Here is a 12284-nt window from a genome sequence, read left to right as displayed (position 1 = left end):
GCCCCGGGGTGTGGCTACTGCTGGTCGACGGACGCGCCGAGGATGCGCATGACGATCAGCTGACGCGCCGTCTTGTCGTCGCCGGCGCGGTCCACCAGGGCGTTGGCGGGGCCGTCGTCGTCGCGGTTCAGCGCGCGGGCGGCGTGGTCCAGCTCCTCGCCGGTGATCAGCACGTCGGCGGGGGCGGCGGTCTTCGGCTTGCGGGAGAACAGGCCCATGACGGGTCTCCTTTGGATGTGGTGTGGGGTGGTCAGTGGGTGCGGCGGGCGCGGTCGTAGTCGGCGGCCGTGCATCCGGCCGCCTCGGCGGCGGTCAGCGCGCGGTCGGCCTGGGCGGCGGCGCGGCGGGCGTGGTCGGAGTCGATGCCGTGTGCGGCGCCGATGCGGACCATGTCGCGGCCGGCGCGGACGGCGTCGGCGGCGAGTCGCTGCTTGCTGGTCATGCGGGGCCCCTTCTGGGCCGGGTCTGTCCCGGCTCCCCGCCCCGCCCGGTAGTGGCCCGGGCGGGACAGGCGGCCGTCAGGCGGGCCGCAGCTCGTGCGCGTGGCACAGGACGGGGGCGATGAGCCAACTGATCCCGTTGACGGTCCACCGGCCGCCCGTGAGGGGGCCGGGCGGGACCTCGTCGACGATCCGGCCCGTCCGACCGGCCGCGCGGGGGTCGTCATCACACGAGACGATCAACACCTTGTCTCCGGCCTTGAACGCCATGTCGTTCCTCCCTTGCTGCTGGTCAGGCGGCGTGCTGCTGGCTGGGGTAGGCGCAAGGGACGCACATGCCGAGCGTCGGCGGGATGCAGTACCCGGCATCGCGACGGCACTCGGGGCAGGTGCGGCGCGCCGCCATCGCACGGGCGAGGGCGACGGCGCGGCCGGGCGTCATCGGCCGGACGGGCTTGGCCAGGTCGAGCCGGTAGAGGTAGGCGACCAGCGGCCCCCGACGGCGCCGGGACCGTTCGAGCTGAGCGGCCACCGGCTGACCGCCGGGCCGCAGTCCCCGGGCCCGGAGCTGGCGGCGGGTGGCGAGTCCGTCGGGGGCCAGCCGCCAGGAGTAGACGGGAATCGCGGCCATCAGGCAGCCACGCGCTTCCACGCGGCCCGCAGGCGGACCTCCGAGGCGGAGTGGCCGGCCGCCCGGAAGCGGGTGGCCATCTCCCGGTAGGACAGGGCCGGGGTCTGGCTGTGGCGGACCTGGTCCACCAGCCGGTCAAGCTCCGCATCGGTCAGCACGGGCGCCGCGTCCAGCGCAGGGACCGGGTCGGACGGGCCCCATACCGGCAGTTCCCACGAGGGCGTGACGGTGGGGGTGACGCGGTTCGTCACGCTGGTCAGTGCCCTTCCGGTGTCCTCCCCATCCCGGGCCGCTTCCAGCGTCGACCACGCCCGCGCCAGGCTCCGGGCGGTCTTGGCCTGGACGCGTGCGACGCGTGCCCCGGCCTGCGTGACGGCCGTCAACCGCGTCTCCTCCGTCACCGCGTCGGCCCGCAGCCGGGCCCGCGCCACGGCCGCTTCGTCCCGGGCGTCCTGCTGAATGCCCCGGATCGCCCCGAGCGCCCCCGGGGTCAAAGCGGTGCGCTCCCACAGCCCGTGCACCAACCACAGCGCCTTCGCGGCGACGGGCAGCCAGGCGACCGCCAGCCACGCCCCCGCGTTCTCCTCGACGGTGAGCGCGTGCGCGACCAACACCCCAGTGGCGATCAGCCCGAACCCCCAGCCGACGGCCGTGACACCGGTGGAGTGATCGCCCTGGGCGGCAAGGCGCCGCTCGTAGGCGAGGGTGGCCAGCCACCCCCCGTCGATCCCCAGACCGACGACCAGGGCGACGGGCCACGGCACCGCCGCCCCGAGCCACATCATGACCACGGCGAGGGTCAGCACCATGGACACCACCGTCATCGCGACGGCCGGCAGCATCGTCTTGCTGTCCCTGGCGCTCACGCGACACCGCCCGCCAGCGCCGTACCGGCGCGGTTGGTCAGGTCCCGACGAGCGGCCAGCACCCGACGGCGGGCCCGTCGGATGCGCTGGGCGTCCAGCTCCGTCACGGAGCGGTCCAGGGTCATGATGTGCGCGTCAAGCAGGTCGACCTCCGCCAAGATCAGCGGGAGTTCCTGCCCGATCGCCTCCAGCTCCGCGTCCGACGGCTCACCGTCGAACGGCACGGCCGTAACAGCCGCCTGAAGTGCAACGATGGACTTCATTGGGTCGTGCTCCCTTCCAACAGGAACGGCCCACAACGAGGTCCCGGTGTTCGAGCACCGGGGCCTCTCGCCGTTGGAACCATCCGGCTCCCCTCGACCCCGCCCGTACGGCACCCCGTGAAGGGGCCCGGACGGGCGAAGGAGGCAACCGGCCGCAGCAACTGCTCCGGAGGTTGAGCGCGCGGACCTAAGCCGCGCCGACCGCCTTCTGCACTGAGGACAGGCGGTGAATCCTCGTCCACTGTTCAGTTCTCAAGGAACGACCAGCTCAGGGCCCGAAAGCGCGCGGCCGAAGCCGCCTTCTGACGGGTGATCCCGAACCGTCACCGGGCACAGCGGTGCCCGGGGTTTGTAGCCATTGTCCATACAATGGCTACAACGTCGATGCTGGCAGACCATCAGCCCGTCCGCAAGGGCATTGGCCGCATTGACTGGACAATGCAGACGACTAGGGGCTTCCATGGGAGGCATGGCAGTGACGCGACTGGGTCGAAACCCCATGTATCAGCAGATCGCGGACGCTCTCCGCGACCGGATCGCCGAGGGGGCGTTGGCCCCAGGCGACAAGCTCCCCACGGAGGCTGAGCTGCGAGAGGAGTACGACGTATCGCGCGAGACAGTGCGTAAAGCTGTTGGGCTGCTCGTCAACGAGGGACTCGTGATCTCCGCGCGGCCACAGGGGCACTTTGTTCGCAAGCGTCAGCCCATGGTCTTCCGGCCGCAGGCAGAGTTCCGCAAGCGCCCGTACTCGCCTGAGATGGACGCGTTCATGACCGAGTTCTCGGCAGAGGGGCGGGAGCCCCGCCAAGACATCGAAGTGGCGATCGTGGAACCACCTCCAGAGGTGGCCAAGCGGCTTCACCTGGAGTCGGGGGAGCTTGTCGCCGTGCGCAAGCGCATCCGCTACCTGGACGGTGAGCCGTTCAACATCAATGACAGTTACTTCCCGCTCAGCATCGTGCGGGACTCCGAGATCATGCGCCCGGAAGACATCACGCGCGGAGCCAACCAGGTGCTCGCGGAACTGGGCTATCGGCAAGAGCGGGCCTTGGATGAGCTGTACGTCCGCATGCCAACGCCAGCGGAGACCCACCGTCTAGACCTGAGTCCGGGCACACCGGTCGCGTACCACGTGGTTACAGGGCACACAGCCGAGGGGAAACCGGTGCGTGTCGCCATCACTGTGCTTCCCGGCGATCGTCACGTCATCTCCTACGAACGCATCCGCGAAGTTGCCGGCGAGGACGCATGAGCGCCATTCAGGTGAGAGCTGCCCGGCCCGACGAGCTGGACACGGTGGAAGCTCTGCTCACTGAAGCGTCGCGTTGGTTGGCGTCCCGGGGCATCGACCAATGGCAGTACCCGCCGCACCGTGACCGGATCACGCGCGCACTGCGGCGCGGTGTCTGCTTCCTGGCCTTCCAGGATGGCGAGCCCGTGGGCACCGTCCAGGTGGACGACTTCGCCGACCCGGAGTTCTGGACGCCAGCGGACCAACCCGACACGGCGCTGTACGTGCACCGTATGGCGGTGGCCCGGAAGGCCTCTGGAGCGGGGGTCGGCGAAGTCCTCCTGGAGTGGGCGGCAGAGCGAGCGAGAAGCAAGGGGAAAGCGTGGCTCCGACTGGACGCCTGGAAGGACAACCCGGGACTGCACCGGTACTACCGGCGAGCAGGCTTCGACTTGCTGCGCATAGTTGATCTGCCACACCGCAGGTCAGGGGCACTTTTCCAGCGCTCAACCAGTGTGGAATGACGTGAACGATCGACCGTTGGCGTACGCCAACCCGTACGCCAACAGCAGCAGACAAGGGCGTGCACCGAAGGACTCTCGCGTACGACCTGACCTGCAAAGCAGGTGGTCCGCTCCAGCCTGAAAAGCGGAAGGTCGCCGGTTCGACCCCGGCCCCAGCCACCAGCCGAAAGGCCCCGTCTTCGGACGGGGCCTTTCGTCGTTCACGCCGACCGGTACGTCCGCGGCGGCCCTCGGCCCCCGTGCCCCCGCACCCGGGGTCACCCGTTCGGCCCCGGGGCGGGGAAACGCCGGCCGGCCGGGAAGCGGGCCCCGGCCGCGCACGTGGCGGAGGTTCCTCGGCGTAACCCGAGTTGCAGGGCGTTTCGGGGTCACCGGCAATGGACCCAGGGCCCGGTCCATCGCACTCGCTGTCTTCCGGAGGCCGGGTCCGCAGCCAGGAAGGATCCAGCATGGCCCAGAACGACAAGGTGTTCCCCGTCGAAGGACTCCAGGGCGCGACGGCCTACGACTCGAACGGCGAGAAGATCGGCACGATCGGCCAGATCTACGTCGACGACCGGCTCGGCACCCCGGAGTGGGTCACCGTCAAGACCGGCCTGTTCGGCACCAAGGAGACCTTCGTCCCCCTGGCCGGCGCCCGCCGGCAGGGCGACCAGCTCCACGTGCCGTACACCAAGGACATGGTCAAGGACGCCCCTCGGCTCGACGCCGACGAACACCTCGACACCTCCGAGGAACAGCGGCTCTACCGGCACTACCGGCTCACCCCGGGCGGCAGGACCGGTACCGCGGGCACCACGGGCGCCGCCGGGGGCATGGCCGGAGCCGGCGGCATGACCTCGGAGGGCATGACCGGCCGCCGCGCCCACGAGGGCCGGCAGCCGGCCGCCGCGATGCGCTCCGGCGACGAGGGGCTGACCCGCTCCGAGGAGCAGCTCCAGGTCGGCACGGAGGAGTACGAGGCGGGGCGCGCCCGCCTGCGCAAGTACGTGGTCACGGAGGAGGTGACCACCCGCGTGCCGGTGACCCACGAGGAGGTCCGCGTGGTGCGCGAGCCGATCCGGCCCGGTGAGCGCGAGGCCCCCATCCAGGAGTCCGAGCAGGAGGTGACCCTGCACGCCGAGCGCCCGACGGTGAGCAAGAAGTCCGTCCCCGTCGAGCGCGTCCGCCTGGAGACCGAGAAGGTCACCGAGGAGCGGGACGTCGGCGGGCAGGTGCGCAAGGAGAAGATCGAGTACGACGACGACCGGTCCGAGCGCGGCCGCGGAAACGAGCGCGGCCGGGGCCCCAAGCACGGGCCGAACCGCTGACCGGCGAAGGAGGAGCCATGCGACGCACGACTGTCGGCGCCCTTCTGGCCGCCACGCTGCTCGCAGGACCCGCCGCGGCCACCGCGGCGGCGCAGGTACCGGTGGCGGAACGGGCATCCGTCGTACAGGCCGTCCCGGACCGGGTGCCGGCCGTGGACGACCGCGACAAGGACGACGGCGGTGGCGGCGGCTGGGGCCTGTGGGGCCTCGCCGGGCTGCTGGGCCTGCTCGGCCTGCTCCCCCGCCGCTCCAAGGGCCACACCGCCGGGGGCCCCCGCTCCAGCCCGGGGACGGGAGGCGGCGCCCACCCCACGGACCGGATCTGAGGCGGCGGGCTCCCGCCCCTCCGCGGCGGCCCTTCCGGGGCACGGCCCGACCGCTGTCCGGTCGGGCCGTGCCCCGTGGCCGCCCCGGAGACGGGACGGCCTGCGGGACGGGCCGCCCACCGGGCCGGGGCAGCCACCGGGCCGGGGCGTCCAGCCAGGCCGCCCGGCCACCGAGCCAGACCGTCCACCGGGACGGTCCGCCCATCGAGTCAGGCCGCCCACCGGACGGGACACCCGCCCAGTCAGACCGCCCACCGGAGCGGGCCGCCCTTCGGGGCGGGGGCGGGGACGGGGGCGCTAGAGTCCCCGCCATGGGGGATTTCGCGAGTCGGGGGCAGACCGTGCCCTGCGCGTGGTGCGGCAGGCCGCTGCCGCAGGAACGCCGGTGGTTCCCGCGGCGGTACTGCGGTCGCTGGCACAAGGTGAAGCACCGCGTCACGGAGATCGTCGGCGACGTCCTCGGCGGCGGCGCCTGAGACGTCACGGCCCGAGAGGTCACGGCCCGAGAGGTCACGGCCCGAGACGTCACGCCCGCCCGCGGTGTCGCCAGCCGCGCACGCCCAGGACCACCGCGACGACCGCGACCACGATCAGCAGCAGCATCCGGTCCGGCACCGCGCCGCCCACCCGCGCGGCCCACCGCTCCGCCTCGAAGGCGGCGTCCACCGACAGCGGGCCCGACAGGGCCGTCGTGCCGTCGAAGGCCAGGAACAGGGTGCCCAGCAGCACGAAGAAGGCACCCGACAGCAGTGACGTCGTGTGCAGCCCCAGCCGGCCCAGCCGCACCGCCCGGCCGCGCAGCCAGGGGCGCCGCCCCAGGTCGTACCGCTCCCACAGCAGCGCCAGCGCGAACAGCGGCACCGCCATGCCCAGCGCGTACACCGCCAGCAGCAGCCCGCCGTACACGGGGCTGCCGCCCAGCGCCGCCACCGTCAGGACACTGCCCAGGATCGGCCCCGCGCAGAACCCCGCCAGCCCGTACACGAGGCCCAGCGCGTACACGGACACCGCCGTCACCGGGCGGATCCGGCCGCTCGCCGCCACGGCGCGGCGCGGCGCGAAGCCCAGCCCCAGCGCCTGCGCCACGCCCAGCGCGACGATCAGCCAGCCGCCGGTGGTGACGAGCAGGTCCCGGTTGCCGTGGAAGAACCGCCCGGCCAGCGACCCGGCCGCACCCAGCGGCACCAGCGTCGTCGCCAGGCCGGCGTAGAAGACCCCGGTCCGGGCGAGCAGCCGGGCCGTCGAGTCGATCGAGTACGCGAAGAACGCCGGCAGCAGCAGCGCGCTGCACGGGCTGACCAGCGCCAGCAGGCCGCCCAGGAACGCGGCCAGGTACCCGACGTCCGTCACCGGCCGGCCTCCGCCGCCGCCACGTCGATCGCGGCCGTGAACGTCTCCAGCGGCTGCGCGCCCGCGATGGGCGCCCCGTTGACCAGGAACGACGGCGTGGACGCCACGCCCAGCCCGTACCCCTCCTCCTGGTCCCGCTCGACCGCCCGCCGGGCCGCCGCGCTGTCCAGGTCGCGGGTGAACCGGGCGAGGTCCGGCACACCGGCCTCGCGCGCGAGGGCCGCCAGCCGGTCCTTGCCGAAGCCCTTCTCCTTCGCGTCCTCCGCGTACGCCGCCCGGTGGAACTCCCGGAACCGGCCCTGCTGCCCGGCCGCCCACGCGGCCCGGGCTGCGCCCTCCGACTCCTCGCCGAAGATCGGGAAGTTCCGCCACTCGATGCGCAGGACGCCCTTCTCGACGTACTTCTCCACCAGCGCGGGCTCGGTGTCGCGGGCGAACTTCCCGCAGTAGCCGCACGCGAAGTCGGCGTACTGGATCAGCACGACCGGGGCGTCGGCGCGGCCCACCGCGAGGGCGTCCCGCGCGTCGCGGCGCGCCGGTTCCCCCGGCTCGGAGCGGGCGCCCTCCTCCGTGGCGGCGGACGCGGGCGCGGACCCGGCGGCGAAGGCCGGCGCGGCGGCGGAGGAGCCGGTCGCCTCCCGGTCGGCGGGCTTGGTGGCCGTGTACGAGGCGAACGCGAGCAGCCCGGCGGCGGCCGCGACCCCCGCCCCGAGGGCGTACGGCTTCATGGACGGTGGCTTCCTGGGCATGGGTGCGCTCCTGCGGTGCCGCGGTGGGGGGAGGGGCGGCGGATGGTGCGGCGGGAGGCCCGCCCCCGCCGCGCGCGCGGGACCGGCGGGTCCGTCGGGGCGGCGGTACGGGCGCGGGCGGGGCCCGCTCCGGGCCGGTCGCGGCCGGCCCCCGCACCCCGTGCCCGGCGCCCGCGCGGCCCGCGCGGCCCGCGCCGCCCCGCCGTGCCGCCGGGCATCGGTACGGGGCATCGGGCGGGCGCCTTCCTGGTCGGGGGCCTGGTGTTCGGCCCGCCCGAAATGGTACGGGGAAATGGGTTCGCCACTCCTGAGCCGCGGGTGAGATCCTGGGACACGGTATGTCTACTTCCTTCGCCGACCTCCAGACCCTGCTGACCGAGGTCCCGCTGCGCGACGCCCATCGGCTCGGCCGCCGTCTCGAAGGCGCCCGCCGCATCCGTAAGCCCGAGGCCAGGCAGGCCGTACTGGACGAGATCGCCGCCGAGGCGGCGAAGGCGGCTGCCCGCACCGCCGAGCGGGCGGCCCGCGTGCCCGAGGTCTCGTATCCCGAGCAGTTGCCCGTCAGCCAGAAGAAGGACGAGATCCTGGAGGCGATACGCGACCACCAGGTCGTGATCGTCGCCGGTGAGACGGGCTCCGGGAAGACGACGCAGATCCCCAAGATCTGCCTGGAGCTCGGTCGGGGCGTGCGCGGCATGATCGGCCACACGCAGCCCCGGCGGATCGCGGCCCGCACGGTCGCGGAGCGCGTCGCGGAGGAGCTGCGGACGCCGCTCGGCGGGGCGGTCGGCTGGAAGGTGCGGTTCACCGACCAGGTCGGCTCCGACACGTTCGTGAAGCTGATGACGGACGGCATCCTCCTCGCGGAGATCCAGACGGACCGCGAGCTGCTCGCCTACGACACGATCATCATCGACGAGGCCCACGAACGCAGCCTCAACATCGACTTCCTGCTCGGCTACCTGGCCCAGCTCCTGCCGAAGCGCCCCGACCTCAAGGTCGTGATCACCTCCGCGACCATCGACCCGGAGCGGTTCTCCCGGCACTTCGGGGACGCGCCGATCGTCGAGGTCAGCGGCCGTACGTACCCGGTGGAGGTGCGCTACCGCCCGCTCCTGGAGGAGGACTCCGAGGAGCCCGACCGCGACCAGGTCACCGCGATCTGCGACGCCGTCGACGAGCTCCAGGCGGAGGGCCCCGGCGACATCCTGGTCTTCCTCTCCGGCGAGCGGGAGATCCGCGACACGGCCGACGCGCTGCTGAAGAAGAAGCTGCGCAACACCGAGGTCCTGCCGCTGTACGCGCGCCTGTCCCACGCCGAGCAACACCGCGTGTTCCAGCAGCACGCCGGCCGCCGCGTCGTCCTCGCCACCAACGTGGCGGAGACGTCCCTGACGGTCCCCGGCATCAAGTACGTCATCGACCCCGGTACGGCGCGGATCTCCCGGTACAGCCACCGCACGAAGGTGCAGCGGCTGCCGATCGAGCCCGTCAGCCAGGCCAGCGCCAACCAGCGCAAGGGCCGCTGCGGCCGCACCAGCGACGGCATCTGCATCCGCCTGTACTCCGAGGACGACTTCCTGGCCCGCCCGGAGTTCACGGACGCGGAGATCCTCCGGACGAACCTGGCGTCCGTCATCCTCCAGATGACCGCGGCCGGCCTCGGCGACATCGAGAAGTTCCCCTTCATCGACCCGCCGGACCACCGCAACATCCGCGACGGCGTGCAGCTCCTCCAGGAGCTGGGCGCGCTCGACCCGGCGCAGAAGGACCCGAAGAAGCGCCTCACCCCGCTCGGCCGGAAGCTCGCCCAGCTCCCCGTCGACCCGCGCCTGGCGCGCATGGTGCTGGAGGCCGACAAGAACGGCTGCGTCCGCGAGGTCATGGTCATCGCGGCGGCCCTGTCCATCCAGGACCCGCGCGAGCGGCCCGCCGAGAAGCAGGCCCAGGCCGACCAGCAGCACGCCCGGTTCAAGGACGAGACGTCCGACTTCCTGGCCTACCTCAACCTCTGGCGGTACGTCCGCGAGCAGCAGAAGGCGCTGTCGTCGTCGGCGTTCCGCCGGATGTGCAAGTCGGAGTACCTCAACTACCTGCGCATCCGCGAGTGGCAGGACATCTACAGCCAACTTCGCACGGTCGCCAAGCAGATGGGGATGCACCTCAACGAGGAGGACGCGGACGAGCAGCGCGTCCACGTCTCGCTCCTCGCGGGCCTGCTCTCCCACATCGGCGTGAAGGACGTGAAGGACGCCGGAGGGGAGAGCGGGAGGAACACGGCGAGGAACGAGTACCTGGGCGCGCGGAACGCCAAGTTCGCGATCTTCCCCGGCTCGGCGCTGTTCAAGAAGCCGCCGCGGTTCGTGATGTCGGCCGAACTGGTCGAGACGTCCCGTCTGTGGGCGCGGGTCAACGCGAAGATCGAGCCCGAGTGGATCGAGCCGCTCGCCGGGCACCTGCTGAAGCGCACGTACTCCGAGCCGCACTGGGAGAAGGACCAGGCGGCCGTCATGGCGTACGAGAAGGTGACGCTGTACGGCGTGCCGATCATCGCCCAGCGCAAGGTCAACTACGGGCGGATCGACCCCGAGGCGTCGCGCGAGCTGTTCATCCGCCACGCCCTGGTGGAGGGCGACTGGCGCACGCACCACAAGTTCTTCGCGGACAACCGCAAGCTGCTCACCGAGGTCGAGGAGCTGGAGCACCGGGCGCGGCGCCGCGACATCCTCGTCGACGACGAGACGCTGTTCGACTTCTACGACCAGCGGATCCCGGCGCACGTCGTGTCGGGGGCGCACTTCGACTCGTGGTGGAAGCACAAGCGCCGGGACGAGCCGGAACTGCTCGACTTCGAGCGGGAGATGCTCATCAACGAGAAGGCGGGCGCGGTCACCAAGGCCGACTACCCCGACTCGTGGCGGCAGGGCCCGCTCAAGTTCCGCGTGACGTACCAGTTCGAGCCGGGCGCGGACGCGGACGGCGTCACCGTCCACATCCCGCTCCAGGTGCTGAACCAGGTCACCGACGAGGGCTTCGACTGGCAGATCCCGGGCCTGCGGGAGGAGGTCGTGACGGAGCTGATCCGCTCCCTCCCCAAGCCGGTCCGCCGCAACTACGTACCGGCGCCGAACTTCGCGAAGCGGTTCCTGGAAAAGGCGGCGCCGAGCGCGGAACCCCTGACGGCCGTCCTGGCCCGGGAGCTCCAGCGCATGGTGGGCGTCCCGGTGAGCCCGGACGACTTCGACTGGACCAAGGTCCCCGACCACCTGAAGATCACGTTCCGGATCGTGGACGAGCGGCGCCGGAAGCTGGCCGAGGACAAGGACCTGGAGGCGCTGAAGCTGTCGCTGCGCCCGAAGGCCCGCCAGGCCCTGTCGAAGGCCGCGGCGGCGGCCACGGCGGGCCCCTCGGGCACGGGCCAGTCGCTGGAGCGCTCGGGCCTGACGGACTGGACGATCGGCACCCTCACGCGCGTCTTCGAGACCCGCCGGTCCGGCCAGCCCGTGAAGGCGTACCCGGCCCTCGTCGACCAGGGCGGGACGGTCGCCGTGCGCCTCTTCGACACCGAGGCCGAGCAGGCGCGGGCGATGTGGCGGGGCACCCGCAAGCTGATCATGCTGAACATCCCGGTGAACCCGGCGAAGTTCGCCTCCGACCGGCTGACGAACCAGCAGAAGCTCGCCCTGTCCCGCAATCCGCACGGCTCCGTGCAGGCCCTGTTCGAGGACTGCGCGACGGCGGCGGCCGACCGGCTGATCGCCGACCACGGCGGGCCGGCGTGGGACGAGGAGTCGTACCGGAAGCTGTACGACGACGTCCGCGCCGACCTGGTGGAGCTGACCGTGCGGACCGTGGACCAGGTCCAGCAGATCCTGACCGCCTGGCAGTCCTGCGAGCGGCGCCTGAAGGCCACGAACAGCCTGGCGCTGGTGAACAACGTCCAGGACGTCCGGGAGCAGCTGGCGGCGCTGGTGCCGCCCGGCTTCGTCACCGCGACGGGCCTGCGCCGCCTGCCGGACCTGATGCGGTACCTGGTGGCGGTGGACCGCCGCCTCCAGCAGATGCCGACGTCGGTGCAGCGGGACACGACGCGCATGGAGAAGGTCCACGAGATGCAGGACGAGTACGCGTGGCTGCTGGAGCAGTTCCCGAAGGGGCGGCCGGTGCCGCAGGAGGTCCTGGACATCCGGTGGATGATCGAGGAGCTGCGGGTCAGCTACTTCGCGCACGCGCTGGGGACGGCATACCCGGTGTCGGACAAGCGGATCGTGAAGGCGATCGACGCGGCCGTGCCGTGAGGCCCGCTGCGGGGTGACGGGGCGGTCGCCAGGAGTGAGTTCGACCGCACGGTCTGACCTGCTGTAGAGTCTCTCTCGCAGCCAAGGAGCGAACGGCTGCGAAACCTGGTCCTGTGGAGCAGTTTGGAGTGCTCGCCACCCTGTCAAGGTGGAGGCCGCGGGTTCAAATCCCGTCAGGACCGCGTCAGTCGGCTGAGGCCCGCACCCTTCGGTGCGGGCCTCAGCCGTGTTCGTGCGTCTCGTACGGGTCACGGTTCCCGGCCGGGGCCGGGTGGCGTCCGACGACGGGTTGACGC

Annotated in this window: 14 protein-coding genes and 1 tRNA gene; 7 read left to right on the top strand and 8 right to left on the bottom strand. The window is 72.2% G+C overall.

The window, feature by feature from the left end; all coding sequences use genetic code 11:
• Window positions 1-14 precede the first annotated feature (14 nt).
• The 6 genes from RND61_RS20040 to RND61_RS20015 all read right to left on the bottom strand — a co-directional run bounded on the left by RND61_RS20040 (window position 15) and on the right by RND61_RS20015 (window position 2200).
• The gene (locus tag RND61_RS20040; RefSeq protein ID WP_315879382.1) at window positions 15-218 is read right to left on the bottom strand and encodes a hypothetical protein; all 204 of its coding nucleotides are present in this window, start codon (window positions 216-218) and stop codon (window positions 15-17) included.
• 32 nt (window positions 219-250) lie between these two features.
• Complete coding sequence (locus tag RND61_RS20035; RefSeq protein WP_315879381.1) at window positions 251-442, bottom strand: hypothetical protein; 192 nt, start codon at window positions 440-442, stop codon at window positions 251-253.
• A 76-nt stretch (window positions 443-518) separates the two neighbouring features.
• Complete coding sequence (locus tag RND61_RS20030) at window positions 519-710, bottom strand: hypothetical protein (RefSeq protein WP_315879380.1); 192 nt, start codon at window positions 708-710, stop codon at window positions 519-521.
• Between the two features lie 22 nt (window positions 711-732).
• Window positions 733-1071: an RRQRL motif-containing zinc-binding protein gene (locus tag RND61_RS20025; RefSeq protein WP_315879379.1), complete on the bottom strand. Its 339-nt coding sequence runs from the start codon at window positions 1069-1071 to the stop codon at window positions 733-735.
• A complete protein-coding gene (locus RND61_RS20020) occupies window positions 1071-1913 on the bottom strand; it encodes a protein spdB (RefSeq protein WP_315879407.1) in 843 nt (280 codons plus the stop codon). Before RND61_RS20020 ends, RND61_RS20025 begins: the two co-directional genes overlap by 1 nt.
• Window positions 1914-1933: 20 nt before the next feature.
• On the bottom strand, window positions 1934-2200 hold the full coding sequence (locus tag RND61_RS20015) for a DUF6284 family protein (protein ID WP_315879378.1): 267 nt from the start codon (window positions 2198-2200) through the stop codon (window positions 1934-1936).
• 499 nt (window positions 2201-2699) lie between these two features.
• On the opposite strand from RND61_RS20015, the gene RND61_RS20010 reads away from it, so the two are divergent.
• From RND61_RS20010 to RND61_RS19990, 5 genes are all read left to right on the top strand, one after another.
• Window positions 2700-3452, top strand: coding sequence for a GntR family transcriptional regulator (locus tag RND61_RS20010; protein WP_315879377.1), 753 nt, complete (start codon window positions 2700-2702; stop codon window positions 3450-3452).
• Window positions 3449-3955, top strand: a complete 507-nt coding sequence (locus tag RND61_RS20005) for a GNAT family N-acetyltransferase (protein WP_315879376.1) — start codon at window positions 3449-3451, stop codon at window positions 3953-3955. The genes RND61_RS20010 and RND61_RS20005 overlap by 4 nt, the downstream gene beginning before the upstream one ends.
• A gap of 449 nt (window positions 3956-4404) precedes the next feature.
• Entirely contained in the window at window positions 4405-5265 is an 861-nt protein-coding gene (locus tag RND61_RS20000; RefSeq protein ID WP_315879375.1) for a PRC and DUF2382 domain-containing protein, read from the top strand.
• Window positions 5266-5282: 17 nt separating this feature from the next.
• Window positions 5283-5591 carry a hypothetical protein gene (locus tag RND61_RS19995; RefSeq protein WP_315879374.1) on the top strand — a complete coding sequence of 103 codons (309 nt, stop codon included), beginning with the start codon at window positions 5283-5285 and terminating at the stop codon, window positions 5589-5591.
• 311 nt (window positions 5592-5902) lie between these two features.
• On the top strand, window positions 5903-6067 hold the full coding sequence (locus RND61_RS19990; RefSeq protein WP_315879373.1) for a hypothetical protein: 165 nt from the start codon (window positions 5903-5905) through the stop codon (window positions 6065-6067).
• Window positions 6068-6116: 49 nt separating this feature from the next.
• On the opposite strand, the gene RND61_RS19985 is transcribed toward RND61_RS19990, so the two are convergent.
• Window positions 6117-6941 (bottom strand): cytochrome c biogenesis CcdA family protein, encoded by an 825-nt coding sequence (locus RND61_RS19985; protein WP_315879372.1) that lies wholly within the window; start codon window positions 6939-6941, stop codon window positions 6117-6119.
• Window positions 6938-7690 carry a DsbA family protein gene (locus tag RND61_RS19980; RefSeq protein WP_315879371.1) on the bottom strand — a complete coding sequence of 251 codons (753 nt, stop codon included), beginning with the start codon at window positions 7688-7690 and terminating at the stop codon, window positions 6938-6940. The genes RND61_RS19985 and RND61_RS19980 overlap by 4 nt, the downstream gene beginning before the upstream one ends.
• Window positions 7691-8028: 338 nt before the next feature.
• Here RND61_RS19980 and hrpA point away from each other — a divergent pair, with 338 nt between their 5' ends.
• Both hrpA and RND61_RS19970 read left to right on the top strand, forming a co-directional pair.
• Entirely contained in the window at window positions 8029-11988 is a 3960-nt protein-coding gene (gene hrpA / locus RND61_RS19975) for an ATP-dependent RNA helicase HrpA (protein WP_315879370.1), read from the top strand.
• A 107-nt stretch (window positions 11989-12095) separates the two neighbouring features.
• A tRNA-Asp gene (locus RND61_RS19970) sits at window positions 12096-12170 on the top strand.
• Window positions 12171-12284 lie beyond the last annotated feature (114 nt).

The organism is Streptomyces tamarix (assembly GCF_032423885.1).
Taxonomy (GTDB): Bacteria; Actinomycetota; Actinomycetes; order Streptomycetales; family Streptomycetaceae; genus Streptomyces; species Streptomyces tamarix.
This window is presented reverse-complemented; position numbering and strand designations above follow the sequence as displayed.